Below are 26,008 nucleotides of genomic sequence, written 5' to 3'. Positions count from 1 at the left end.
GCAACTATTCTTCCAGTCGCTGTTTCATTTTATAAAGTTCTTCCAAGGCTTGCCGCGGCGTCATCGAGTCAATATCGAGATTTTTCAGCTCCGCTTCTATTTTGGAAGATTGACTGTTAAACAATGGTAACTGAGGCGCGAGATTTGCCTGGTTGCCCGTCTGGATTTTGCTCGCGGATGATTCCAGTTCCAGCAACACTTCATTGGCTCTTTTGATGATGGCTTTGGGTAATCCAGCCAGTTTTGCAACATGGATACCATAGCTTCTGTCTACGCCACCCGGGACAATACGGTGCAGGAAAATGACTTCACCCTTATCCTCCGATATGGCTACATTAAAGTTGCGAACTCCCGGCAGGCTCTCAGCCATCGCTATCAATTCATGATAGTGTGTAGCAAAAAGAGTCCGGGCACCCAGGTGACCATGAATATATTCCACTACGGAGCGAGCTATGGCCAACCCGTCATAGGTGGAGGTGCCGCGGCCAATCTCATCAAGTATTAACAAGCTTTTTGTAGTGGCATTAGCCAGAATATTTGCCGTTTCCACCATCTCTACCATGAAGGTAGACTTGCCGGTTGCCAGGTCTTCATGAGCACCGATGCGAGTGAATATTCGATCACATCGTCCAATTCGGGCAGATGAGGCGGGAACAAAGCAACCTATCTGGGCCATCAGTACAATCAACGCCGTTTGCTTAAGATAGGTGGATTTACCGGACATGTTAGGCCCAGTCAGTACTACTATATACCCTTCATCTGCGGAAAGATTAGTGTCATTAGCGATGAATTGTCCGAGTGACAAGCCAGCTTCAACCACCGGATGGCGTCCCCCGGTTATGGCCAGGTCTGGGCTTTCAACCATACATGGTTTGACATAACTATTAGATGATGCCACTGAGGCAAAAGCGGTAAGTACATCTAACCTGGCGACAGTTTCAGCCAGTGTCAGCAGTATTTCATAAGTCTCAGAAATTTGCCCGAGTATCCGGCGATAAATAGCTGTTTCCATATCAGACAGGCGTTCCCGTGAGCTAAGTATACGGGCTTCATATTCCTTTAATTCCGGTGTTATATAACGTTCGGCATTGGCCAATGTTTGTTTACGGATAAAGCGTTCCGGTACTTGGGTCAGATTAGCGGCAGATACTTCGAGATAGTAGCCGAAGACCTGGTTATAACCTACTTTGAGGTTCTTGATGCCGGTATTGGCTCGCTCTTCAGTCTCTAATTTAGCGATATAGCTTTTGGCGCCGGTAGCCATGTCTCTTGTTTCATCCAATTCCGCTGAAAAACCAGCCCTGACGACGCAGCCCTCACCGACTGCTCCGGAAGGTTCCGGCTCAATCGCGGCTTCAATCAGGTTGATAAGGGAGGTATTTCTTTTAAGTTTCTCTTTTAAGTTGGATACCGAATTATCATTGAGTGCCCGGCCCAGTTCCGGTGCCGCTTCCAAAGACCGCTTAAGGGCGATAATCTCCCGGGGCAGGGCAGTGAAAGAGCGTATCCGGTTAGCCAGGCGTTCCAAGTCCGAGAATGATTTAAGCCAGCGTTCTATCTCATTGCGAACCAAGTGATTCTGGAATAACCAGTCTACGGCATCCTGTCTTTCCTGTATGGCTGTAATGCTTAATAATGGCTGCCCCATCCATCGGCGCAGGAGACGGGCGCCCATGGGTGTGCGGGTAATGTCGAGGACACCAAGAAGCGAACCGGAAACGGTCCTGGTGGTGGCGTTCTGAAATATCTCCAGGTTAGCCACAGTATTTTCATCCAGTGCCATATAGTCGGCGACGGAATAGGTAGATAGATGGCTTATACCGCTGATTGCCCCTTTATGGGTTTCCTTCAAATAGCTGATAATAGCTCCGGCGGCAGCGGTGGCCAGCGGCAACCGGGAAACTCCATAGCCTTCAAGTGTGCTTACGCCAAGCGTTTCTTTGAGCAGTTCCGCAGCAGAATGGGGATCGAATTTATGCGCTTCCAACCAAGTTAAAGGGGTTTTTAAAGCAGGTCGGAAGTCACTGTTCTCAGGCAGTACCAATTCCGCCGGGCGGAGCCGCTCAAGTTCTGATTCCATTCGGCTGGATGTCATCTGAGCTGCTCCGAATTCACCGGTGGAAATATCAATATAAGCAATTCCAGCTTCACCGTCCATCTGCGCTACCGCGGCCAGGTAGTTGTTACGTCTGCCGTCCAGCAGTCCCGGTTCAATTACTGTACCGGGGGTTACCAGCCGCACCACTTCACGTTCCATCAGGCCTTTACTATCACCGGGTCGGGTTGTCTGTTCACAGATGGCTACCTTGTGACCGCGGCTAATGAGACGGGCAAGGTAATTGTCTACCGCGTGATAAGGAATTCCGGCCATGGGAACTTTGACGCCTTTGCCCATTTCCCGGGCGGTAAGTACTATTTCCAGCTCCCTGGCGGTTAATTCGGCATCAGTATCGAAAGTCTCATAAAAGTCACCGAGACGGAAAAAGACTATTGAGTCAGGATAGCGTTTTTTGATGCTTAGGTACTGGGCACGCAATGGTGTGAGATTATTCTGGCTCATGCCGGTTATTGTACCCGATGGCACTGTTTACTGTCAGCATTACTTTTCTGAATTTTATGATCGGATTTTGGTATTATTTAGAGTTATCTCAGGAGGAAGCTGTTGGATCATAAATATAAATTACTGGTAGTAGACCTGGACGGAACATTGGTGAGTGCTCACGGCAGTATATCCGAGGCTGATAAAAAAGCCCTTACTGAGGTAAGAGCGCAAGGAGTTATCGTAGCTCTATCCACCGGAAGGGTTATCGAAGCTTGTCGTAATTTTATTGTCGAGTTGAATCTTAACGGCGTTCACATTTTTTTTGACGGAGCCCTGCTGTACGACCTGAATAATCGTACAATAGTCGAGGCTCAGCCAATACCATTTGAAACACTCAAGTCCGCTGTTGATTTTGCCCGGGCTAATGCCATCTACCTGGAACTTTACACCATTGACCGTTATTTTGTGGAAGAAATAACCTGGGCGGAAAAGATTCACCGCGAATTCTTCGGATTAACCGCCACTTTAGCTGATTTTGATACTACTATACGGCAGGAAAAGATTATCAAATGCGAACTTATGATTCATAACGATGAAGAAGACCGAAAAGCCCGCTTATTCCTGGGGTATTTTGAGGGTAAATTATACGGTTCGGCAGCCCGCACTCCGGCTTACCCTGATATGCGATTCATAAACGTGGTTGTTCCCACGGTATCCAAAGGGGCATCTCTGGAAAAACTGGCCTCGCATTTAGGGTTTAATATGTCTCAAGTTATGGTTATCGGTGATGGGACTAATGATTTGCCACTATTGGAAAAAGCAGGATTAAAGATAGCCATGGGAAATGCCAGAGAAGAACTTAAAGCCGTTGCCGATGATATTACCCTTAGCGTTGATGAGTCCGGCGTGGCCGCGGCTATCAACAAATACCTGCTCTAATCTGCATCTGTAATATTGAATTCAGCGTGTTTAATGTTAAGCCTGACATACTCGAAATCGCCGTCCGCTGCATTCCATATAGCAGTGGCCTTCGTCGGTATAAGATAGTAGCCGAATTGCCGGTAATTGCTGAATCGTCCTGACCAGGCTTCCATCCGACCGCTGTCAGAGCGGTAGCGCTTCGGCGTGCTGAATCCGATGATTTCATCATCGTCATTGAAATAAAAGATGCCGGAAGCATTTAGTTTTCCGTCGGTGATGGTTGCTTTGGCGGAATGGTTGTCTATTGTCTCCCAGTTAATGTTATTCGCTAACAGGGCTGTGGGCAGCCAGGGCAATTCTGATAGATAACGTATTATTGAAGCGTGGTCCATTTCCTGGCCCTTAACATTGAACAACTGGAGGGCGGAGAGTATTTTTATCAGCATATTGCCTTTGCCGCCAACATAACAGTCACGGCCGCTAATCCAGGCAGGTCCCAGTTTCATTTTGGCATTCCAGATGAACCCCGGCGGCAAAGTTGAATAATACTGGTCAGCATCAAGATTAATCCAACGATCATTAAAACGCATCTTGCCGCTTTGTTTCAAATGAGTGTTGTAAATATAATTAGCTCCTGCCGCAACTGTTTTCTGTAGATAACGGCGTACAGGTCGTGGCAGTGAAGTCACTTCCGCGGGGTTAAAGGCTTTGGCAATCGGCTTCGATGCGGTTATTAGACTGGCAACCTCTTTTTGCCGAGCTGTTTCCCACTCTTTTATTCGTTTGGTGATGAATAGGCCAATCAGGATGGCTAACAGGAAATCGATAATGAAGAATAGTATCAACCAGTCCATTTATTACCACCGTAGTTATCTTGCGTTTCTATCATAGTGCGATTATAAACTCTCTTTAATGAGCCGGGCAAGCTGCGGGGTAATTCCCTTAACCGATGCGATTTCCTCGTAAGAAGCGGCTCTGATTCCGGCAGTCGATCCAAATTGCTTTATCAGTATTTTCCGCTTCATGGGGCCGATGCCCGGAATGCTGTCCAATACCGAGGCTACCGCCGCTTTCTGTCTCAACCTGCCATGGTAGCCGATAGCGAAACGGTGAGCTTCATCCCGAATACGCTGTAGCAGACGACGCGCCGGAGAACGCTCATCAAGCCTAATTGGCTGGGATCGCCCGGGAAGAAAGATCTCCTCTCGTTCTTTAGCCAAACCTATAATAGGGATTTCAGCAAGGTTTTTTTCCTTGAGGACGGAAAAAGCAGCGGACAGCTGGCCTTTGCCGCCGTCAATCAGTATCAAGTCAGGATGTATTGACCAACCCGAACCGGCTGATTTGTGATTTCTATCAAAACGCCGGCTGACAATATCTTTTATCATGGCAAAGTCATCGGCTCCGGCTACGGCTTTGATGCGAAAACGGCGATAATGTCTTGTATCTGGTCGGCCGCCCTTGAATACAACCATACTGCCTGTTGCCAGTTGGCCTTGTATATTGGAGACATCGTAACCCTCAATGCGCTCTGGTGGTTTGGGGAGTTTCAATAACTTTGTCAGTTCATCAATAGCAGCACGGGTATCATTATTACCAGTCATAAGGCGTTTGATTTTGTATTGTTCCAACCCCTGTTTGGCATTTTCCTTTACCATGGCCATCAGTTCAAGGCGTGGCCCCCTCCGCGGTACATTTATTTCTACCCGGTTGCCACGGCGGCTGGATAACCACTCCACCAGCACTTTTTGGTCATCGGGCGCAGCTTCAAGGAGTATCAATGGAGGCAGGTGCGCCGCGTTACTGTAGAACTGGGCAACAAAACTGGACAACACTTTCGGCAATGGTTGTTCCTGTGTGCCTTCAAGCAGAAAATGCTCCTTACCAATCAGCTTACCGCCGCGTATGAAAAAGACCATGACGTAGTTCTCGTCACCATTTTGAATACAGGATACAGCATCAAGTTCCCCCCGGGCTTTAATCGATATACGCTGTGCGGCGATGACCTGTTCGATATCATGGATACGATCTCTTATTTGAGCTGCGCGTTCAAATTCCAGTTTTTCCGCCGCTTTTCTTATTTCTTGCCGCAAATCTTTGACTACAGTTTCTTGACGGCCTTCCAGGAATAAGATAATTTGATTGATAGATTTGTGGTAGTCATCGGCAGTTATTTTGCCGGCGCAGGGAGCCGGACAAAGCCCCATATCAAATTCCAAGCACGGGCGGGTCATTCTATTAAATTTTTTGGAGCAAGAACGGAACGGAAAAATCTGCCGTAACAGTTCAAGCACTTGGCGCACACTCCTGGAATCGGTGAACGGCCCAAAATAGCGGCCTTCTCCTTCAATATAACGCCGGGTTACTTCCAACCTCGGCCAGTCTTCATCTGTAATGTGCAGATAAGGATAACTTTTATCATCTTTCAGCATTATATTGTAATGTGGTCGATGTCGCTTTATGAGGTTTAATTCCAATATAAGGGCTTCCTGTTCAGAATCAGTGATAAAGTATTCAAGTTCTTTCACATTGGATACCAGAAGCCGTGTTTTATTGTCTAGTTTTATGGTATTGCGAAAGTAGGACCTTACCCGGTTGGTAAGATTCAGAGCCTTACCAACATAAATAATCTGGCCGTGTTCGTCTTTCATCAGATAAACACCGGGTTTAGTGGGGATTTGGTTCAGCTGTTCAAGTATATAGGCTGTTGTCACTCCAATATTTTAACATAAAGATATGTAATCCAAACACGGAAAATAACAATGTTTTAACTATTGAACATATTTTTTCCTGATATTAGAATCAGGTTAATAACTATGAAATAGGAGGAAGAGGGACTTTGGAGAAAAAGTTCAGGGTCGGCGGTCATATCATCAATGTGTCTAACGCTGATAAATTATTATTCCCTGGAAATGGGATTTCAAAAGAAGACCTGGTAGAGTATTACCATCGGATTGCTCCGGTGATGCTGCCTTTCCTCAAAGACAGACCTCTGACCATGCATCGTTTTCCTGATGGTATCAATAAGGAAGGTTTCTATCAGCAAGAAACCCCGGAATATTTCCCAAATTGGCTGGAGAGAGTACGGCTGGCTAAGCAAAACGGGTCGGTTAATCATGTGCTGTGTAATAATAGCGCTTCCCTGGTTTTTCTGGCCGCTCAATCCTGTATAACTCCTCACGTCTGGTTAAGCCGAACAGACCGAATTGAGCATCCTGACATGATGGTTTTTGACCTGGACCCTCCGGGCGATGATTTTTCCCAGGTTAGGGATGCGGCATTATTATTGAGAGAATTATTGCAGCATCTTGGATTGAAAGCCTACCTCAAGGCAACCGGTTCCAAAGGGGTGCATATAGCGGTTCCTTTGAATCGGCGCAGCACGTTTGAAGAAGTCCGAGTTTTTGCCCGTGACGTAGCGACATGGTTAGCAAATGAACATGGGGATAAATTAACGGTGGAACAAAGGAAGAATAAACGTGGCAACCGGGTATATCTGGATACACTGCGCAATAGTTATGGACAGACTGCTGTTACTCCTTATGCGCTCAGGGCTAAACCGGGAGCGCCTGTCGCTGCGTTATTAGATTGGGAAGATCTTAAGGATGGCAATCTTTCAGCCTCGAGTTATAACATCAGCAATATTTTTAATCGTATTGAAAATATTGCTGACCCTTGGAGAGATTTTTGGCACAGTGCCTGTTCAATAATGCAGGCGCGTGATAACTTGAACAACCTTCGTGAAAACGGAGGAGCCGGTTGAAAAACCGACTCCTCCTATAACTACCGGTATTAAGATTTTTCAATTATCTAGTTGTTTGTCTGTTCCGATTCTTCTTCACTTTTTTTCTTGATTACCAGCGTGGGTTGCCCTTCAACGTTTTCAATGTTGATGGTGGATTCGGTTAGTGACTGGTCAAGGTCTTTATCTATCAGCAGGATGTTACGTTCATCTTTTTTCAGAATTGTATCATCTTCTTTAGCTTCATCAACGTCTATAGCATGGCCTTCTTCGGTTTTTACCAGTCTCAGGCATTTATCCTCTGTGATTCCGCTTTCATCAATGGTTTGTTTCAACACCAACGCGGCAAGGTCTGTTATTTCTACCAAAAAATTCCTCCAATAAATATTTTATTCAGTCTAAACGATCAGTTAAAAAATGGCATCGACCTTTAGGATTATTATAAATAGCCGAAAGACGTAGATTTACTAATTCTTTCGAGTAGGTGTAAAATGCCATGCATGGGAAAGAAGCCGGTGATCGTTTTAGCCTACCCTGATAACATCGTCCGTTACGGGTTAAAGCTTATATTGATTGAGCAGGGTTATGACGTCAAACCATTCGAGTGGGACGGTAGCATTGCCTTAGACTCGTTGCCCGATTCGAATCTATTGCTGATTGATTATGAGAATATCAAAAATGTTCCTGATATTATCAATCGACTGAAAAAAAAGACCCAGGCTAAATTAGCCATCATCAAGGGGTATGGTGTTCAAGAAACTTTCATAGGGGATTTTTCTAAAGACGTTCTAGGTTTCCTTTCTCTCGAGGATAAACCGGATGATTTTATTACCTCAATAGGTATGTTGCTGCAGGGATATATGGTAGTTTCACGTAAGCAGCTTTCCGAATTGAAGCAGGCCATATCCGCCGGTTCGCTGCAATCAAGGGAAGGGTTGAGCGGCCGCGAAGTTGAGATTATTAAATGGATTGTGAGTGGCAAGACCAATCGGGAAATCGCTGACGAGCTGTTTATTTCAGAGCATACCGTAAAGGTTCATTTGAAGAACGTGCTGACCAAATTGGACCTGCGAAATAGACAGGAAGTTATAGCGTATGCTTTTCAACAGGGTCTGGTTTCTGACGATGGCTCCAATTAGCAGCTCGTTTTTACTAAGGTTTCATTCTAGCGCCACGTGATTTAGACGTTGTTCCTTACCCTGATATTTCTATATCCAATCGATTCCTGGTTCATATTCTCTATCTTTTACCGGAATCGCTGGATATTCCGGCCGGCGCATCCTTACATAATTCCATTCCATCGTCGTGTTGATGTCACCCTTACAGCCATCGTAAGGACATTGCGAAGGCTGGGGTGAAAGATATTCTGTTTCGGTGACTTTGAGTGATTTGGGTTCAGTCTTTTTGTAGTCACTACTCAATGAGGCTTTTTTACAGGCTAGGCAGAGTAGATATTTTCTTTGTCCCGTGCCGGTGACCTTACGCTGGTTGGTGATGGTTAATATTCCCTTTTGAACCGCAATGGCTAAAGCGTGGGTCCGACTTGATGCTCCGATTTTTTGCATAAGATTCCACATATGTTTGGTAATGGTATTTTTTTCGACTCCGTATCTTTTTGCTATGGTTTCATTATCCAGCCCTAAACCGGTCAATACTAGTATCTCTAGTTCCCTTTCCGTTACATTGAGCTTTTCGTCGATAGTGAAACCGCTACTGTTAACTTTATCGGAATTTATTTTGATTTTCAGTTTATTTGCCCCCTTTATTTAACTGAATATATACTAGTCAAATTTCTCATGACTATCAGTCTTAGCAATGTAGGCTAACAATCAACTCCATTCCCCGGTGTTGGGCCAAACGCGATTCAGTTCTTCGTATAGCTGCCTGTGTTTCGGCATTTGTAGTTTCGGGTCTTCTTCAAATAGCCTGATAGCCTCCGCTCTGGCAGCCTCAAGTATGGGGACGTCTGATAGTTTGGCCATTTTAAGGTCAGGCAGGCCAGACTGCCTGGTCCCGAAAAATTCCCCAGGGCCTCTCAATTTAAGGTCTTCTTCAGCCAACACGAAGCCGTCATGGTTTTTTTCAATTACTGATAATCGAGCAGTAGCTATTTCAGACGGGTTTTCGGAAAGTAGCATACAGTAACTTTGTTTACTGCCTCTTCCTACGCGACCACGAAACTGGTGTAATTGAGATAAGCCAAAACGGTCAGCGGATTCTATCAGCATTACCGTTGCGTTGGGTACATCAATACCCACCTCAATAACCGGGGTGGAAATCAGGATGTCAATTACACCTTGGCTAAAGGCGTACATGACGGCTTCTTTCTCGGCAGACGACATGCGTCCGTGAATAAGACCCAGACGGAATTCCGGGAAAACCTCCAGTCTCAGAGTTTCGTATTCGGCTGTAGCTGCCTTAGCCTGGACAGCCTCGGATTCCTCCACTAGGGGACAAATAATGAAAGCTTGTTCTTTCAAATTGACTTGTTTCCGGATAAAAGCATAGGCACTGTTACGCTGCTCTGGTTTCAACCATTTAGTTTTTATTATTTGCCTGCCTGGAGGTATTTCATCTATAACGGAAAGATCAAGGTCTCCGTACAAAGTCAAGGCCAGGGTGCGTGGTATAGGGGTAGCAGTCATTACTAAAATATGGGGATTGATGCCTTTTTGCCGCAGACTTTGACGCTGCTCCACTCCGAAACGATGCTGTTCATCAATAACCGCCAAGCCCAATTTATGGAATTTCATAGATTTTTGAATTAAAGCGTGAGTACCGATGACCAGACCAATTTCGCCTTTTTGGATTTGTTGACGGATAGTGGATTTACCGGATTCTTTAGCATCACCAATAAGCATCGCTACAGTGAGTGACTGGTTGGGTAATATCCCATCATACACGGTAGTGCTTCCGACTGTATGCTTGCTTATTGCCAGAAGTTCCAGCATTGAAGTAATTGAACGGTAGTGCTGTTCGGCCAGGATCTCTGTTGGAGCCATGAAAGCAGCCTGGTACCCATCCGCTATGGACATGATAACAGCTGCTGTCGCCACCACGGTTTTTCCTGAACCGACATCCCCCTGTAATAAGCGGCTCATGGCTTTTCCGTGTTTCAAATCGTTTAGGATTTCACTTAATGCCTTTTGCTGCGCGTTTGTAAGCTCATATGACAGGGAATGCAAAAATCGGTCCAGGAGTTTGCGGTCAACAGATATGGAAACCCCCGGCTGAGAGACCCTCCAAGCTCTTTTGCGGGCCATTACACCTAATTGCAGCACAAACAGCTCGTCAAAGGCTAGACGTGTTCTCGCTTTGTCGAGGGCTGCTTCATCCGAGGGGAAGTGGGCCCAGGCAATGGCCTGAGGTAGATCTAAAAGATTGGCTCGCATTTTGATGCTGTTCGGCAGATAGTCAGGCAATGAGGGAGCGTATGTATCAACCAGTTCTTTCAGTAATTTACGCACCATACGGGGATACAGGCCGGCAGTCAAGGGATAGACGGGAACCAGGCGACCTGTGTGAACCAGCTCCCTACCGGATATTTTTTCCCATTCCGGGGATTCAAATACCAGAGTTCCTTTGAATAGACTGACTCGGCCAGAAACAATTATCCGGTCGTTGGCCTGTATCTGTCGTAGCAAATAGGGGTTGTTGAACCACAGAGACCGTATGTTGCCGGTTTCGTCACCCAGAATCACTTCGGTCGACCGACGACCGCCCGGATTGGTTAGCCTTGATTCCCATACAGTGCCTGAGACGGTTTGTTCCGGTCCTGGTGAAAGTTCGGCAATGCGGGTGGTGTGAGAATAGTCAATATGACGGTTGGGAAAATGGTATAAAAGATCCCGGATGGTTGTTATTCCAAGTTTAGCAAATTTGACGGCTGTGGTTTGATTTATTCCTTTAAGAGCGGTAACCGTTGTCTCCAGTGAGCGAGGATGCGTTGCTGTTATTTCAACCCGTTTATGTGGTGGTCGTTTAGTAGGTGTACTATGCTTTTCAGGGGTAGCTTTCGCAGCATTAGCTTTTGTAGCCTGAAAAGCCTTTGGTTGTTTTAAAGATTCGGCGAAAAACAAGAGTTCGTCCAGAGCCGCAGCGCGTTGGTTGACATCTTTATTGCCATAATTAAACCCGGCCATAAACTGGTTGAATTTGGATAGAGTTGCCTTATCGGTGATTGTTTGCGCAACTTCGGATTTCCATGCTGCAATAAAGCGATCCAGACCACCGATTACGGCATTGTTCTGAAATTGTTTCTCGCGCTCGAGGTCAATAACAGAGCGCAGTTTATCAGTAGGCAACGACATGGTCAGATTATAACCTATGTAATGGTGTTGGTCATCCTAGCAGAAGGGCACTATTCAGTTTTTGGAAAAGTCCTGGTGCAGAGCCAGAATTAAAGTTCCGGGTCCACCATGAGCTCCCAGCGCCGGCCCAAGTCGTGAAAGATGAATTTTACTGCTATCCAAGATGTCACTCAACCTCTCCTTGAGAGCCAAAGCCTCATCTGCTGTGGTACTATAAACAACGGCGGCTTCATCTACCGATGGTGTTTTTCTTACTATTTCCGCCAGACTGTCAATTGCCTTGGACCTGGTACGGGCGATACCTGAAGGCCAAAGAACCCCGTCTTTTAAGGTTAGTATCGGTTTAACACTAAGAATGCCTCCGATAAGGGCTTTAGCGGCGCCCAGTCGGCCACTTTTTAAAACATATTTCAGGGTATCAAATACGGCGGCAATACGGGTTACCGAAGCTATCTCTGCGGCGGTAGCAATAATCTTGTCAAGGTCGATTTTGGCTTTAGCCATCCGAGCCGATGCCAAGACACCGAAACCCAGTCCCATAGAAAGGGAAAGAGAATCAATAACAGTTATTTTGTTTTTTTGATATGATAAGTCCCGGCCAGCTACAGCAGAGTTGTAGGTACCGGATAATCTACCGGACAGGTGTATCGAAACTATCTGGTGGCCATCAGCTAGTAATTCATCATACACTTGCCGGAAGTCGTCAGGGGAAGGTTGGGATGTGGTTGCCATGGCCCCTTCTGAAATGATTCGATTATAAACTTCATCCTGGGTGATATCTATTCCGTCGCGAAAAACTTCCTGACCGAAACGTACATACACTGGTACGATGGTGATGTCCAGTTCTTTAACCAGTTCTTCCGGTAGGTCAGCAGTTGAATCGGTGACTATTTTTATTGCCATCCATCCCCCTGTGTGCTGTTTATTAGCGCATGAATTAATACCAGGTAATCTTATTTTCCGAGCACCGATACTGAAAGTACATTCGGTCCCATATATGAGCCTAGCACAGGACTTACGGTGGTACGGAATATTTTTTCTGATGGATAGATGGAGTCTAATTTTTCTATCAGTTCATCGGCCATACCCGGAGTAGTAGCATATTCAACAGCCATTTCCTCAATATGCTTGTGCTCCGCGGCAAAGTTGTAGAGTACATCAAGGCCGGCCTTCATCGATCTGACTCTGGTGAGGGGCGCTACTTCCCCGTCTTTTATGGTCAATACCGGTTTTATGGACAGTATGGAGCCGACCAATCCTTGGGCTCGTCCAATACGACCGCCTTTGGCTAGATATTTTAGGGTGTCAAAAGCCATAACCGGTTTAGTGTTACATGCTTGTTCTTCGACGGATTTCTTAAGCTCATTAAGTTTTAGCCCGCTGGACGCTTGCTTAGCTGCCCATATGGCTAATATGCCTAGCGCCGCGGCCGTAACACCGGAGTTAACGACTTCAATCCGGCTCGCTGTTTTTTCCAGCATGGAAGCTGCTGAAAGAGCTGAGTCATAGGTTCCGGAAAGTTTTTTGGAAATGGTGATTACGAGGATTTCATCGTGTTCCTGAATTAACTTTTTGTACTGATTTAAGAATGCATTAGGAGACGGCTGGGTGGTAGTGGGGAAAATTTCCTGCGTTGAAAGACGATGGTAGAATTCGTCAGTGGTGATATCAACACGGTCGGTGAATGATTCATGCCCGAACGAGACAGTTAACGGCACAACGCTGATGCCGAATTGTTCGGCCATGGCGGGGGTGATATCGGATGTGGAATCGGTAACAATCTTAACAGCCATATTAAACAGCACCTCCTAACTAACCGGAGTATGAATTATTCCAGGGAGATAACGTAGTCGTAATGAGGTTGGCCGCCGGAAACAACCTCAACTTGAATTGAGGGATATTCGGCACTCAATTCGGCTGCCAGATTATTGGCTGTTTCTTCTGTGGTGTCCGCGCCGTAATACAGGGTCATAACCTCCACCTTTGACAAGTCAGTTTTCTGAAGGAGATCATGCAGTACTTTATCAGATGATTCATTGACGGCAGCCAAGTGGCCGTCCAATAATCCGATAGCCTGATTTTTTTTGATGACCAGCTTATTAATCTTGGTATCGCGGACGGCATGGGTGATTTCAATGGTTTGCGCCAGCTTGGCTGCTTCGGTCATTCTTTTTACATTGGTTTCAAAATCAGCTTCATAGTCAAAGGAAAGTAAAGCTGATACCCCCTGCGGTAAAGTTTCAGTTGGGATAACGAATGTACTCTTTTCGGTCAAGTGTTTGACCTGTTCCGCGGAAGGGATGATATTTTTATTATTGGGAAGGATAATGACTTTGTTGGAAGCCACCCGTTCGACTGCCTGGTAGATATCTTTAGTTGACGGATTCATTGTTTGTCCGCCCGGTACGATAGCTGCCGCCCCGAGAGAAGAATATACGTCAGCAAAACCATCACCGGCTACTATAGCGACGATAGCGATATCTATTGTAGGCTGACGGTCTTTTTGCAGAGCCATAAAATCATCGTATTGTTCATCCATATTGCGGATACTGACCTTGTGGACTGTGCCTAACCTGGTGGCAAAGTTCAATATCCTCCCCGGAGCAACAGCGTGAATATGAACGCGGACGGTGGTATTATCGCCGACCACTATTAGTGACTCTCCCTTACGCTTAAGGCGCGCGCGTATTTTTTCCGGATCTAAATTTTCGCCTTTCAATAAAAACTCAGTGCAGTAACCGAAGGGTTCTTCATCAACCGGTGATAACTGTGCTGTTTTGGCGCTCACCGGTACTGAGCTAGCAATAACTCTGGATTTTTTGAACTGCATCTGTTCTGTTTCGCCGCGCAGGTAATGAAGCATACCTTCAAGTACTGTATACAGACCCTGTCCACCAGCATCCACCACTCCGGCATCGCGTAAAGCCGGCAAAAGTGACGGGGTACGGGCGACTGATTCAGAAGCGGCATTCATGACAGCCTCGACTTGCTGTGGTATGGAAGCTTCTTCAGAGGCAGCGGTCCGAGCGGCGGAAGCGACATCCTTGAGTACTGTCAGAATGGTACCTTCAACTGGATTGGAAAGCCCCTTATACGCGGTTTCGACGGCTTGAGTCCAAGCTGCAGCCCAGTCTTGGGCTGTTACTTTTTCTTTGCTTTTAAATACATGAGCTACTCCACGCCAGATTTGAGATGATATCACTCCGGAATTACCGCGGGCGCCCATGAGGGCACCCTTCGATATTGCCGCGGCTACTAGTCCAACATTGTCTTCAGTGACTTTGGCTGCCTCATCCACAGCGGAGCGCAGTGTCAGCAGCATATTAGTTCCACAGTCACCGTCCGGTACAGGGAATACATTCAGAGAATCAATATCGGGGGCGCTTTTTTCCAGCCAAGCTGCGGCTGCAGCCAGCATATCACGCATTTCCTGCCCGGTCATAGTAGTTTGAATTGACATATATTACACCTCAAAGAAGCGCCCAATGCGGCGTCATACTGTTTATTTGTCACTAACATGCTGATATGTTATATTTACCGATGGATTGTATTATATCATTGAATGAATAGTCAAAGGAGTCGTGATCCACTCTTATGAAATGTGATTACTGCGGTAAAACACCTCAATACGGTCATAATGTGAGTCATTCCAAGCGCCGTACAAATAAGCGCTCAGAGCCTAATTGCCATCCAACCCGGGTACTGATAAACGGAAAGTCCATGAAATTGACCCTATGCACTCGTTGTCTTCGGACTTTATCCAAATCCGCCGCTGTTTAGCAGTTGTTTTCTGATAGACAAGCTGCCGCAATAATTATTGCGGCAGCTTTTTGTTTTGGAAATAAGGGATAATATTTGTTAACTTAAGAAGATAAAGATATCCGGGCTGCCTCTATCTCTTTAAGTACTCGTTTTTTCGCGGTACCGCCGATGTTATCGCGGGAATTTATTGAAGTTTCGGCTGTGATTTCAAAAACATCTTCAGCAAAAGAGGATGAGAATTGCCGGTATTCCTCCAGGGTTAACTGAGGAAAGGTTTTAGTTTCTTTCACGCAGTAGGTGACTAACCTGCCGATTATGCCGTGTGCAACACGGAAACTTTCCCCCTTTTTGACTAGGTAATCGGCTAAATCGGTGGCCAGGATGTAGCTTTGATCAATGCTTTTCAGCATATTAGCGGGCTTTATCTTAATATTTTGCAGCATCTGGGCGAATATGCTGAGCGAGAGTATTAAAGTGTCAGCAGAATCGAAAACTCCTTCTTTATCTTCTTGTAGATCACGGTTATAGGTTAAAGGCAACCCCTTCAAAGTAGTCAGCAATCCCATTAGATGTCCATATATTCGTCCCGTTTTACCGCGGCTGATTTCAGCTACATCTGGATTCTTTTTCTGGGGCATTATTGAAGAACCAGTGGCATAGGAGTCATCAAGTTCTACAAAACCAAATTCGGACCCACTCCACATAATTAGTTCTTCGGCCATTTTGGATAGATGCATCATGGTTATGGCTGCTGCGGAAAGGTATTCCACTACAAAATCCCGGTCTGAAACGGCATCCATGCTGTTTTTGGAAACAGAAATGAACCCCAGCTCTTCAGCTACAAATTCCCGGTCGATATCATACGATACACCGGCCAGTGCTCCGCTGCCCAGGGGCATAATATCGGTTCTTTTGAGACAATCGTGGAAACGTTCTTTGTCCCTTTCCAGCATTTCAAAATAGGCCATGTAGTGATGAGCCAGCAGTACCGGTTGCGCCGGTTGAAGGTGAGTATAGCCTGGCAGCACGGTGTCAATATGATTTTCTGCTAAGTCTATTAATACGGACTGTAATCCAATTATTGATTTATTCGTATCATTGATAGTGTTTTTTAGGTATAACCTTAAATCCGTTGCCACCTGATCATTGCGGGACCTAGCTGTATGCAACTTACCGGCGATTCCGCCAATTTTTTCTTTAAGTCTTGCTTCCACCGCCATATGGATATCTTCCATTTCAGGCTTGAAAGTGAATTTACCGTTTTCTATCTCGCTTTCTATTTCGGCCAGGCCGCGGGTGATTGCGACAGCATCTTCATCAGTAATGATATCCTGTTTGGCCAGCATCCTGGCATGGGCGATAGAACCTTTGATATCGTGGTGGTATAGACGCCAGTCGAACGGCAGGGAAGAAGTGTATTTAATCACCAGTTCATCGGCAGGTTTTTCCAGGCGACTTCTTACATGACTCATGCTACTTTTCCTTTTTGAGAAATTGCGCCTGGGCTTGAGTTCGTACCGGCAGGCCCCAGAGTTTGATAAAGCCGACCGCTGCAGATGCATCAAACTGATCACCGGTTTCATAAGTTGCCAGGTCTTTGGTATAAAGCGAATAAGGGGACTTGCGGCCTACGATTTTAAAACTGCCTCTTTCAAGTTTAAGCCTGACTGTTCCTGTAACATAAGATTGAGTGCTCTTAACATAGGCATCCAGGTTTAACTTGTGCGCCGAAAACCACAGGCCGTTATAAACCAGGTCACTATATTCCTGAGAAACCTTGGTTTTAAATCTCATCTGATCTTTGGTTAAAGTTAAGGATTCCATTGCGATATGAGCCTTCAATAGTACTTCAGCAGCTGGTGCTTCATATATTTCATGGGATTTTATACCGACCAGCCGGTTCTCTATGTGGTCTATACGGCCTATACCATGTTTTCCGGCGATTTCATTAAGTTTACTAACCAGGTCTACTCCATTAAGACGTCGGTTGTTCAGTTTAACCGGTTTACCCTTCTGAAAATCAACAGTGATGTACTGTGCTTTCTCAGGTGTGTCTTTGACAGCTTTTGTCCAACCGTATACATCTTCCGGTGGTTCTATCCACGGATTTTCGAGTACCCCGCATTCGCAAGATCTTCCCCATAAGTTTTCATCAATAGAGTAAGGACTTTTTGTCGTTACAGGTAAAGGAATATTGAATTTTTTAGCATATTCAATAGTTTCCTGGCGGGTCATTCCCCATTCTCTAGCCGGGGCAATAACGGCCAGGTCAGGCGCCAATGATGCGGTGGCTACATCCAAGCGCACTTGGTCGTTACCCTTGCCGGTACAGCCATGAGCGATTGCCGTAGCTCCTTCAGCACGCGCTACATCGACCATGAGTTTGGCAATCAAAGGTCTTCCCAGCGCGGTAGCCAAGGGGTACTCATTTTCATAAAGAGCGTTAGCTGCCAATGCTGGAAATATATAATCATCTACGAATTCTTCTTTAGCATCAATAACTAAAGCCTTGATAGCTCCCGCTTTCAATGCTTTTTCGCGGATAATAGTGAAATCGCGCTCGTTACCGACATCAATGGTCAAAGCAATGACATCCATGCCGTATTGTTCTTTTAGCCATGGGATGGCAGCCGAGGTGTCGATACCTCCGGAATATGCAAGAACTACTTTTTCAGTCATCAGTCAGAAGCCTTTCTAATAAATCAGGATGATACTTATATTATGCTATAAATCAGGGCGAAGGCGCCAATAACATGGGTTCATGTTAAAGGAATTCAATTATAGCATTCCAATTTTATTGTACCTAAGTAACAATCATTTTTTGCGCCATTTTCCTTTGGAGAAAGCCAAGGGGAATAATGTTTTCCGCAATTCTTCAATAATAAACAGGCTCATTCCGGCACCGATGGCAATAAGCCAGTATTGCGGCTCAAAGGGTGCTGTGCTGAAGGCGGCTTGAAGGAAAGGTGTATAGACAACCAGTAACTGCAATATTATTGCGATGCCGATAGCCAGCAGCAGCCAACGGTTGGTAAGCAAACCTAGTTTAAAAACACTCTTTTCATCGGAGCGGGCAATAAAGCCTTTGAACCATTCAAAAGCTATCATGGTACTGAAAGCCAGGGTTCTGGCTTCTTCTATGCCCATATTTTGGCGAGCCCAACTGAATACCAAAAATACACCTGTGGCCATTAGAATCGCGGTATAAGCCACGCGTAATATAAGGCCCGGGTAAAGAAGTCCGACCTTGGGGGAACGAGGCGGATTCTTGAGTTCATCACCGCTTTTTGGCTCAAGTCCCAAAGGTATGGTAACCGTGGTGTCAGTGAGTACATTGATCCAGAGTATTTGTACCGCCAGCAAAGGCGCCTGCCCCAGGAAAGCAATAGCTGCTGTTAGAGCGATGAGTTCACCTATGTTGCTGGATAACAGGTAGTAGATTACATTGCGTAATCGGTTGAAAATGGCTCTTCCTTCATCAACTGCAGCTACCACGGAAGCGAAATTATCATCTGTCAATACCATGTCTGATGCTTCGCGAGCAACATCGGTGCCGGAACGGCCCATGGCAACACCGATATCAGCAGCCTTGAGCGCCGGAGCGTCATTTACTCCGTCCCCAGTCATGGAAACGACCTGTCCACGGCTCTTTAACGCCTGGACAATCCGCAGTTTATGCATTGGTTCGATGCGGGCAAAAACTGTGATACGATCAACCTGTTGTCGTAATTCTTCATCACTCATTGCCGCCAGTTCCTGTCCGGTAACCGCTTTTCCGGGTTGTAAGCCAATCTCATCAGCAACTGCCTGTGCAGTAGCAGAGTGGTCACCTGTAATCATAACTACCCGGATTCCAGCACCCGTCGCTTGCCGGACCGCTTCAGCGGCTTCAGGCCGCGGAGGGTCAAATAAACCCGCAAGAGCAACCAGAACCAGTCGGCCTTCTATATCTTCGGGTTTGATCCTAATAGCGTCCTGCGGCATTTCTGAATAGGCCAATGCCAGAACTCTCATGGCCTGGCCTGCCATGAGATCGACCTGTTGCCGGAGTTCTTGTTTATGAACATCAGTCAAAGCCGTTTTTTGGCCATCGAGCCATATATGGGAACTCATATTTATAAGTTTTTCACCGGCACCTTTTATATAAGCAATCCGACCTTGTGGGGTCGTATGCAGAGTGGCCATATACTGTAATTCACTGGTAAAGGTTATTTCGTCAAGGCGCGGTGATTCTTTTTCCATGTTTTCTTTAATCATTCCGGCCTTGGCAGCGGCAACGAGTAAAGCTCCTTCGGTGGGATCTCCGAAGAGTGAACACTCATTTTTGCCAATGGTAAGATTGGAGTCAGAGTTAAGCAAACCTATGGAGAGAGCAAATTTTAATGATTCGTCTGCTTCCGGCGATAAACTGTCTCCGTTCAGTTTGAATTCTCCATTGGGGCAATAGCCCTCACCAGAAATATCAATTTGCCTTCTGTCACAAAAAATTTGGCGCATGGTCATTTGGTTCATAGTCAGGGTTCCGGTTTTGTCAGAACAGATGACAGTAGCCGAACCAAGTGTTTCAACTGCAACAAGATTGCGAATTATGGCATTGCGTTGTGCCATAATTCGCATACCAATGGCCAGCACCACGGTAACCACAGCCGGCAAACCCTCTGGGATAGCCGAAACAGCGGCTGCCACGGAAAGAAAGAACATTTCCAATATGTCCAGGTTGCGCAATAGGCCGACGGCAAAGATAACAGCAACAACAGCGAGCATGACCACGACAAGCGCTTTACTTAGCCGGCTGATGCTTTTCTGAAGCGGGGTCTGTTCACTTTTTATGGATTCGAGTCCTCGGGCTATGTGGCCTAATTCAGTGTTCATACCGGTAGCAGTTGCTACAGCCACTGCCCGTCCCTGGGTGACCGCGGTTCCAAGATAAAGCATATTATGCCGGTCAGCTAAAGATGTATCCTCAGAAAGTGTATCGGCATTCTTTTCCACTGGTTGTGATTCGCCGGTTAATGCTGATTCATTTATCTTAAGCCCGGCGTGTTCAATAATCCGCGCATCCGCAGGTATTCGATCGCCAGCCTCAACAACGATAATATCACCCGGGACTATGTTTTTAGACAGTATTCGCTGCAGTTTGCCTTCACGTCTTATTTGGCTTTGCGGAGCGGCCATTTCCTTAAGGGCTTCCATGGCCTTTTCTGCTTTTGTTTCCTGTATATAACCGATTGTTGCGTTGATTAGAAGTATAACCAAAATAACAACCGCGTCAATGTAATGCGCAGTGGCGGCAGAGACGATGACGGCAGCTAACAAAACATAGATAAGTGGATTCAAAAATTGTTGAAGAAAAAGGATAATACCGTTCTTGGAGGGTTTGGATATCAGTTCGTTCGGCCCGTAGCGAGACAGGCGATTGAGGGCTTCCGTTTCACTGATGCCTGATGTTTGAGTATCTAACTCCTTCAGAACTGATGAGGCAGACTTATAGTGCCAAGTAGATTCCATAATTAGAAATTATAACAGAGTTAGTCATACCATTATAAAAAGGTATCAATAAGACTAATGCACTTATAATTTGAGGCAGATGTGGTGTTTAAGTTAGACTGGGTATCAATATAATTCAGCTGATAATGCTGAAAACATAGTGAGCCATTGAAATTAGGGTGGTAACTAAGAGGAGCTTAGCATGTATGAGCGCATACTAGCATGTTTGGATGGGTCAAAAACGGCAGAGCAGATTCTGCCTTATATAGAAAGCATGGCGCTGGCATTTAATAGCAGACTCGTGCTGGTTGAGGTAATTGATTTATCGGCTGCTACTTGGGACCATGAGGGGCAGACTTTGGCTGAACAGAAGTCTAATGCGGTAGAAAAAGCAGAATTATACCTCGAAAAGACAGTTCAACCGCTGAAAGATAAAGGGGTTGACGTGGAGTATAAGATATTAAAAACCGTCCCGGTTGGAACCGCAATTAAAAAGTTTGCTCAGGATAATGATTTTGACCTGGTGGCTATGGTAACCCATGGCCGCAGTGGCTTGGGACGCCTGATGCTTGGCAGTGTTGCTGAATACGTACTTAAAGAATCAAAATTGCCGATGCTGGTTATAAAAGCCGAGCAATAAATCTAATCACATGAGCAGGTTCCTGGCCGAGTAATATCTTTAAAATATGCGGGGGTTCCGTATTACGTAAACCCCCGCTTTATACAAATACATAATGTTAGTGAACTGAGCAGGAAATACATGGGTCATAGGCCCTTACCAGCATTTCCAGGGTGTGTCTAATCTCATTTTCCTGTTTATCCAGGATAGCAGGAGCCAGGGCTTCAAAGTCTTTTTGAATTGATAGATGATTTTGACCGGTAGGGATGATGCAGTTGGCCGATAAGATATGACCAGTGTCATCGTAAGTATAGTCATGTATCAACATGCCGCGAGGGGCCTCAACAATACCCACACCTCTTCCAGCGCGAGGTGTAACTTTAACCTCTTCTTCATGCAGACCCATGGACAATAGTTTATCAACAATATTTATGGCATCTTCCAAGGCGTGTGCTGTTTCCACTGTCTGCGCGACTGAGATCATAAAGGGATTATGGACAGGAGCTTTCAACCCCAGTTCTTTAGCCGCCTTTTTAGCTTTGGGCAACAGTTGATCTGAGTTTAGGTTGAATCGGGATAACGCACCTACCATGTAGGAATCACGCTTGTGTTTGGTAAATTTGGAAGAGGAGTGAGGGACACAAAACTCGTTGGTAACCTTTTTGTAATCATTTAAACTGGTGGTACCACCGTCACTGGAGGCGATTTTGCCGGTGATGAAAGCATATTCCTTATTATCTTTAAGAGCGATATATTCAGTTGGTCGTTTGAAATCCGGGATATCCGGCGCCACGGATTTCACTATTGCCACCATGGTATCCACATCTTCCAAAGCTTTCTCAAGGCGCTCTCTGATCGATTTTAGATCATCGATATCTGGTAACTGGCTCCAACCGCCTACTATTGGAGTAATAGGGTGGGTTTTTCTACCCGCCAGTATCTCGGCTAGGTTATAAGCAAGTTTCTTCAACCTAACAGCCATAATGACGATATCGCCATGAGTCTGTACCAGCGGGATAACTGAATCAGCTTTCAAGAAATCGGGAGCGACCAGGAACAGTACATGAAGCACATGGCTCTCCAGCATTTCGGCGTCATAAAGCAGTTTCCTGAGAAGCCATGATTGTTCGGACAGTTTTATGTTGAATGCGGCTTCAGTAGCTTGGAGTGATGCGGTGGTGTGGGATATGGAGCAGATTCCGCAAATACGAGAAGAAATTATGGATACGTCTTCGTAGTTGCGTTGCTTTAGCATCCATTCAAAGAACCTTGGTGACTCGGTGACTTCCCACAAAACCCGTTCCAATTTGCCGTTGGTGGCTTCCAGATGGATATTCCCATGTCCTTCCACCCGGGTCAATTGGTTAACTTTTATTTTTATTTCTGACATTTAGAAGCCTCCGCGCAGGAGTTATAAATCCTGAAATGTTCTAATATCTGGTCAACGGTCAAACCGTATCGAGCTAAAATATCCTTTTCCGAACCGGTATTGGGGTCGTCTACCAATCCACGGCAGCCCCAGCAAAAACGTCCCGCACTGACGCAAAGCGCTCCGCAGCCGGCGCGGGTTACCGGGCCAATGCAGGTTCCGCCGCGCTGAAATACACATACGTTACCAGCACGGCGGCATTCAGTACAAACAGGATAATTGGGCAAGTCCGGTTTCTTTCCCAGTAACATCGCCTTGACTACCTTTACAAATTCATCGGTGGTCGGAGGGCAGCCCCGGATAAAGGCATCAACACTGACAACCGCGTCTATCGGTCGGGCTGGTATGGTATCGTAATATCCGGCACATTCGCCATAGACGCCTTCTAAAAGTTCCTCCATGGTGAATGTGTTCTTGATGCAATTGATGCCTCCGGTACAGGCGCAGGCACCCAGGGCGACTAATACTTTAGCCTGGTTTCGGATAGCTTCAAGCCGTGGAATCTCCGATTCCCTGGTGATGCTGCCTTCAATAAAAGCAATATCGTATTCATCAGAACGGTCTGTCTTAACTTCACGAAAATTTACAATGTCAACCGCTCCCAGCAATCCTAATAGCTCTTCAGGCTCAAGATTCAGGGCATCCAGCTGACACCCTTCACAGCTAGTGAAATCAAAAAATGCCACTCTGGGTTTCATCAGATAGCCTCCCTTAGTGTTCTTAACTGAGTCATACTGAACACCGGACCTTCCTGGCACACATACACGCCATTGATTTGGCAGTTACCGCATTTGCCGACACCGCACTTCATTTTTCGTTCAAGTGACACAATAATGTTATCATCGGTCAGGTCACGTTTTTTCAATTCGTTTATAACAAACCGATACATTATTGGCGGTCCGACTACGACTGCGACTGTTTTACGGGGATCAAATTGGACTTTGGGTATCAAAGTAGTAATAACCCCAACATTGCCGGTCCAATTTTCATCTCCTCGGTCTACTGTTTCCAGGAAATTAGTATCAGGAGCTGAAGACCATTCAGCCATTTCCTCAGAGAAAACTCTCTCTGCCGGTGAACGGGATCCGAATAAAAGGTTAATTTTGCCGTAAGATTCCCGATTATCCAAAACATACTGGATTAAGGAACGCAATGGAAAGATGCCAATGCCACCGGCGATGAAAAGTATGTCTTTACCTTCCAGTTGTTCCAGGGGGAAGCCATTTCCGAAAGGGCCGCGGATGCCTACTGAGGAACCTGGCTTGAGTTCATGTAAAGCACCTGTTACATTACCTACATTTCTAACCGCCACTTCAAATGTATGGTCACGGGTAGGTGATGATGTCAGAGAGATGGGGGACTCTCCGATACCGAATACATATACCTCAATAAATTGTCCTGGTCGGTGTCCAAGTTTGTTGCCGTTGTTAAGTCGGAATTCAAAAAGTTTTTCACGGCTGGAAAGCGGTGAAATATTTTCTATTTTAGCCAAGTGCGGCAAGTATAACTCTGGTTGGGGACGTGTATTGGTTACGGTACGTCTGGCTTTTTCCTTGCTTTTTTCACTGGCGGAAATGGCGTTGTACGCTTCCAGGGGACTCGCAATCTCAGCCAGGCAGGCTATTGAGCAGCGACCGCAACCGACACATCCGAATTTGCCGTATCGGTCAAGAATGTATTTCCCTTTGTGGTACATTCGATGCCGGAAACGACTCAATTTATCGCCGCGAAAGTTTGCACCAGCGGCAACCCGGGAAAAATCTACCAGCATACAGCCATCGGGCTTGCGTATCCGTTCACCATCAACTAAATTCAAGGAAACATCGTCCTGAACATCAAAACAGAAGCAGGTTGGGCAGACCATGATACAGGAACCGCAGTTGAGGCAATTCTCACTACGCCATGCCCAATAAGGATTATCATAGTTGTTGTCCAGCAAATTAGGGATTTTATCCCGCGGCATATCAAGAAACAGATGGTATTTGCCTAAAGTTTCATCTCGTAACTGTTTTTGGCGGGCAATCTCAGCTACGGTAGGTTCCCTCACTTGAGCGTACTTAGCTAAAATCTGAGCACCGGCTTCAGATCCTACAGTTACCATATAACTGGAGTTGCCGATGTCTGTCAACAGAAGGTCAAAGCCGCTGTCAGCGGTATGTGCTCCCATACTCGGGGCAAATGAAACCGGCTGTGGTGTTATGACATCTACCCCGATGATCAAGGTGTTTTCGCGTCGGGCAGTATAATTCGGGTCTGGATTATTGGTCATAAAAACTTCATCAAGTAAGTTGATGGCGTTTATGTCATCCGGATGAACACCAATTAATACACGCTGTGTATTATTAGTAACCGGTTTTATTTCCGGCTGGTCTCCCATTTTGTAATTCAGAATAGTTTCACAGGCGGGGATAAAGAAAGCGGTAGGTGGATTGATGGTTACGTCATAGTCAAGGGACAATTCATCAAAACCTTTTATCTTTTCAAATGCGTACTTTCCTTTTTTGGGTTTAACCCCGATGGCTTCTCTTTCCTTAGCAAGGCTGTTTACCATATTTTTCAAGCTATCACGACTGACCACAAAAACTGCTTGAGGCAATATATTTTTAGGTGCTGTTCTGGCCTTGATTTGAATCGAAGTGGCTTTGTTCTTGGGCGCAGATTTAACGATGTCTTTTATTTGTTGAGCCAGGTCATGGGGAACAATGGGTTTAACCAGGTAGTCTGTTGCTCCCTGGCGAAGTGCTTCCGTGGCTGATTCTATAGACGGACTGTCAGTGGTAATGATTGTCTGAATCCAGGGTCTCTTAGTCCTGACTTCCCTTAAAATACCGAGTCCATGCTTTCCCGGCAGACGCATATCAAGCAGCAAGACATTGAAATCCTGGGTATCAATCAGGTTAAGAGCTTCCTCTCCGGTAGTGGTGGCCACAACTCGGAAACCGGCGCCTTTTAGCCATTCAGCGGTTTCTTTTATAGCGGGGTCGCTGTCTACAATTAATATAGAAATCTGCGGCATTTAAAAACCCCCAAACAATGTTGATTATCGGTATTTCTAACAAAAAAGTTGCTTCTAATGCTTACTCATTGTCAGAATTTAAAAAAGTTTTTTGAGTATATCATACCGTGTGTTGATTGACTAGTTCTTTACTACTAGAAAGACGGAATAAAAATATAAAATACACCGTAAAATTATTAT

The 26,008-nt window shown here is 45.8% G+C and carries 20 protein-coding genes; 5 read left to right on the top strand and 15 right to left on the bottom strand.

Annotated elements, in window-relative coordinates; genetic code table 11:
* Window positions 1-4: 4 nt before the first annotated feature.
* Window positions 5-2,560, bottom strand: a complete 2,556-nt coding sequence (mutS, locus tag ACZ48S_RS06250) for a DNA mismatch repair protein MutS (RefSeq protein ID WP_464211770.1) — start codon at window positions 2,558-2,560, stop codon at window positions 5-7.
* A 102-nt stretch (window positions 2,561-2,662) separates the two neighbouring features.
* On the opposite strand from mutS, the gene ACZ48S_RS06245 reads away from it, so the two are divergent.
* Complete coding sequence (locus ACZ48S_RS06245) at window positions 2,663-3,481, top strand: Cof-type HAD-IIB family hydrolase (protein ID WP_464211769.1); 819 nt, start codon at window positions 2,663-2,665, stop codon at window positions 3,479-3,481.
* On the opposite strand, the gene ACZ48S_RS06240 is transcribed toward ACZ48S_RS06245, so the two are convergent.
* Together ACZ48S_RS06240 and uvrC are read right to left on the bottom strand one after the other, a co-directional pair.
* A complete protein-coding gene (locus ACZ48S_RS06240) occupies window positions 3,478-4,317 on the bottom strand; it encodes a DUF6544 family protein (RefSeq protein WP_464211768.1) in 840 nt (279 codons plus the stop codon). The genes ACZ48S_RS06245 and ACZ48S_RS06240 overlap by 4 nt on opposite strands.
* Window positions 4,318-4,359: 42 nt before the next feature.
* Window positions 4,360-6,177, bottom strand: coding sequence for an excinuclease ABC subunit UvrC (gene uvrC, locus ACZ48S_RS06235; protein ID WP_464211767.1), 1,818 nt, complete (start codon window positions 6,175-6,177; stop codon window positions 4,360-4,362).
* A 125-nt stretch (window positions 6,178-6,302) separates the two neighbouring features.
* Between uvrC and ligD the strand changes: the two genes are divergently transcribed.
* Complete coding sequence (gene ligD, locus ACZ48S_RS06230; protein WP_464211766.1) at window positions 6,303-7,226, top strand: non-homologous end-joining DNA ligase; 924 nt, start codon at window positions 6,303-6,305, stop codon at window positions 7,224-7,226.
* Window positions 7,227-7,273: 47 nt separating this feature from the next.
* Here ligD and ACZ48S_RS06225 read toward each other — a convergent pair whose 3' ends face one another.
* A complete protein-coding gene (locus ACZ48S_RS06225) occupies window positions 7,274-7,573 on the bottom strand; it encodes a hypothetical protein (RefSeq protein WP_464211765.1) in 300 nt (99 codons plus the stop codon).
* Between the two features lie 132 nt (window positions 7,574-7,705).
* Between ACZ48S_RS06225 and ACZ48S_RS06220 the strand changes: the two genes are divergently transcribed.
* On the top strand, window positions 7,706-8,344 hold the full coding sequence (locus ACZ48S_RS06220; protein ID WP_464211764.1) for a response regulator transcription factor: 639 nt from the start codon (window positions 7,706-7,708) through the stop codon (window positions 8,342-8,344).
* A gap of 69 nt (window positions 8,345-8,413) precedes the next feature.
* Here the strand turns inward: ACZ48S_RS06220 and ACZ48S_RS06215 are convergent, their stop codons facing one another.
* The 5 genes from ACZ48S_RS06215 to ACZ48S_RS06195 form a co-directional block, all read right to left on the bottom strand.
* The gene (locus tag ACZ48S_RS06215; protein ID WP_464214574.1) at window positions 8,414-8,905 is read right to left on the bottom strand and encodes a response regulator transcription factor; all 492 of its coding nucleotides are present in this window, start codon (window positions 8,903-8,905) and stop codon (window positions 8,414-8,416) included.
* Window positions 8,906-9,034: 129 nt separating this feature from the next.
* Window positions 9,035-11,515: an ATP-dependent DNA helicase RecG gene (gene recG / locus ACZ48S_RS06210; protein WP_464211763.1), complete on the bottom strand. Its 2,481-nt coding sequence runs from the start codon at window positions 11,513-11,515 to the stop codon at window positions 9,035-9,037.
* 54 nt (window positions 11,516-11,569) lie between these two features.
* Window positions 11,570-12,418: a DegV family protein gene (locus tag ACZ48S_RS06205; RefSeq protein WP_464211762.1), complete on the bottom strand. Its 849-nt coding sequence runs from the start codon at window positions 12,416-12,418 to the stop codon at window positions 11,570-11,572.
* 50 nt (window positions 12,419-12,468) lie between these two features.
* Window positions 12,469-13,308, bottom strand: coding sequence for a DegV family protein (locus tag ACZ48S_RS06200; protein ID WP_464211761.1), 840 nt, complete (start codon window positions 13,306-13,308; stop codon window positions 12,469-12,471).
* Window positions 13,309-13,343: 35 nt separating this feature from the next.
* Complete coding sequence (locus tag ACZ48S_RS06195) at window positions 13,344-14,975, bottom strand: DAK2 domain-containing protein (protein ID WP_464211760.1); 1,632 nt, start codon at window positions 14,973-14,975, stop codon at window positions 13,344-13,346.
* Between the two features lie 134 nt (window positions 14,976-15,109).
* Here ACZ48S_RS06195 and rpmB point away from each other — a divergent pair, with 134 nt between their 5' ends.
* Entirely contained in the window at window positions 15,110-15,295 is a 186-nt protein-coding gene (gene rpmB, locus ACZ48S_RS06190) for a 50S ribosomal protein L28 (RefSeq protein ID WP_464211759.1), read from the top strand.
* An 83-nt stretch (window positions 15,296-15,378) separates the two neighbouring features.
* On the opposite strand, the gene argH is transcribed toward rpmB, so the two are convergent.
* The 3 genes from argH to ACZ48S_RS06175 all read right to left on the bottom strand — a co-directional run bounded on the left by argH (window position 15,379) and on the right by ACZ48S_RS06175 (window position 20,785).
* Window positions 15,379-16,749, bottom strand: a complete 1,371-nt coding sequence (argH, locus tag ACZ48S_RS06185; protein WP_464211758.1) for an argininosuccinate lyase — start codon at window positions 16,747-16,749, stop codon at window positions 15,379-15,381.
* A 1-nt stretch (window position 16,750) separates the two neighbouring features.
* Entirely contained in the window at window positions 16,751-17,956 is a 1,206-nt protein-coding gene (locus ACZ48S_RS06180; protein ID WP_464211757.1) for an argininosuccinate synthase, read from the bottom strand.
* A 135-nt stretch (window positions 17,957-18,091) separates the two neighbouring features.
* The gene (locus ACZ48S_RS06175) at window positions 18,092-20,785 is read right to left on the bottom strand and encodes a cation-translocating P-type ATPase (RefSeq protein WP_464211756.1); all 2,694 of its coding nucleotides are present in this window, start codon (window positions 20,783-20,785) and stop codon (window positions 18,092-18,094) included.
* Between the two features lie 181 nt (window positions 20,786-20,966).
* Between ACZ48S_RS06175 and ACZ48S_RS06170 the strand changes: the two genes are divergently transcribed.
* The gene (locus tag ACZ48S_RS06170; RefSeq protein WP_464211755.1) at window positions 20,967-21,404 is read left to right on the top strand and encodes a universal stress protein; all 438 of its coding nucleotides are present in this window, start codon (window positions 20,967-20,969) and stop codon (window positions 21,402-21,404) included.
* Between the two features lie 97 nt (window positions 21,405-21,501).
* Here the strand turns inward: ACZ48S_RS06170 and ACZ48S_RS06165 are convergent, their stop codons facing one another.
* From ACZ48S_RS06165 to ACZ48S_RS06155, 3 genes are read right to left on the bottom strand one after another with little or no spacing between them, the layout of a single operon-like run.
* Window positions 21,502-22,773, bottom strand: a complete 1,272-nt coding sequence (locus tag ACZ48S_RS06165; RefSeq protein ID WP_464211754.1) for a Ni/Fe hydrogenase subunit alpha — start codon at window positions 22,771-22,773, stop codon at window positions 21,502-21,504.
* Entirely contained in the window at window positions 22,761-23,510 is a 750-nt protein-coding gene (locus ACZ48S_RS06160; RefSeq protein WP_464211753.1) for an NADH-quinone oxidoreductase subunit B family protein, read from the bottom strand. Before ACZ48S_RS06160 ends, ACZ48S_RS06165 begins: the two co-directional genes overlap by 13 nt.
* Entirely contained in the window at window positions 23,510-25,828 is a 2,319-nt protein-coding gene (locus ACZ48S_RS06155) for a 4Fe-4S dicluster domain-containing protein (protein WP_464211752.1), read from the bottom strand. Before ACZ48S_RS06155 ends, ACZ48S_RS06160 begins: the two co-directional genes overlap by 1 nt.
* Window positions 25,829-26,008 lie beyond the last annotated feature (180 nt).

The organism is Dehalogenimonas sp. NIT-SK1, from assembly GCF_055384165.1.
Note: the sequence above shows the minus strand (reverse complement) of the source record. Positions and strands in the feature narration are given on the sequence as shown.

What these genes read in the sequence shown, in the direction of transcription:
- mutS (WP_464211770.1), bottom strand. Translation starts at nt 2,560, where the DNA reads ATGAGCCAGAATAATCTCACACCATTGCGTGCCCAGTACCTAAGCATC.
- ACZ48S_RS06240 (WP_464211768.1), bottom strand. Translation starts at nt 4,317, where the DNA reads ATGGACTGGTTGATACTATTCTTCATTATCGATTTCCTGTTAGCCATC.
- ACZ48S_RS06220 (WP_464211764.1), top strand. Translation starts at nt 7,706, where the DNA reads ATGGGAAAGAAGCCGGTGATCGTTTTAGCCTACCCTGATAACATCGTC.
- recG (WP_464211763.1), bottom strand. Translation starts at nt 11,515, where the DNA reads ATGTCGTTGCCTACTGATAAACTGCGCTCTGTTATTGACCTCGAGCGC.
- ACZ48S_RS06205 (WP_464211762.1), bottom strand. Translation starts at nt 12,418, where the DNA reads ATGGCAATAAAAATAGTCACCGATTCAACTGCTGACCTACCGGAAGAA.
- ACZ48S_RS06200 (WP_464211761.1), bottom strand. Translation starts at nt 13,308, where the DNA reads ATGGCTGTTAAGATTGTTACCGATTCCACATCCGATATCACCCCCGCC.
- ACZ48S_RS06195 (WP_464211760.1), bottom strand. Translation starts at nt 14,975, where the DNA reads ATGTCAATTCAAACTACTATGACCGGGCAGGAAATGCGTGATATGCTG.
- rpmB (WP_464211759.1), top strand. Translation starts at nt 15,110, where the DNA reads ATGAAATGTGATTACTGCGGTAAAACACCTCAATACGGTCATAATGTG.
- argH (WP_464211758.1), bottom strand. Translation starts at nt 16,749, where the DNA reads ATGAGTCATGTAAGAAGTCGCCTGGAAAAACCTGCCGATGAACTGGTG.
- ACZ48S_RS06180 (WP_464211757.1), bottom strand. Translation starts at nt 17,956, where the DNA reads ATGACTGAAAAAGTAGTTCTTGCATATTCCGGAGGTATCGACACCTCG.
- ACZ48S_RS06175 (WP_464211756.1), bottom strand. Translation starts at nt 20,785, where the DNA reads ATGGAATCTACTTGGCACTATAAGTCTGCCTCATCAGTTCTGAAGGAG.
- ACZ48S_RS06170 (WP_464211755.1), top strand. Translation starts at nt 20,967, where the DNA reads ATGTATGAGCGCATACTAGCATGTTTGGATGGGTCAAAAACGGCAGAG.
- ACZ48S_RS06165 (WP_464211754.1), bottom strand. Translation starts at nt 22,773, where the DNA reads ATGTCAGAAATAAAAATAAAAGTTAACCAATTGACCCGGGTGGAAGGA.
- ACZ48S_RS06160 (WP_464211753.1), bottom strand. Translation starts at nt 23,510, where the DNA reads ATGAAACCCAGAGTGGCATTTTTTGATTTCACTAGCTGTGAAGGGTGT.
- ACZ48S_RS06155 (WP_464211752.1), bottom strand. Translation starts at nt 25,828, where the DNA reads ATGCCGCAGATTTCTATATTAATTGTAGACAGCGACCCCGCTATAAAA.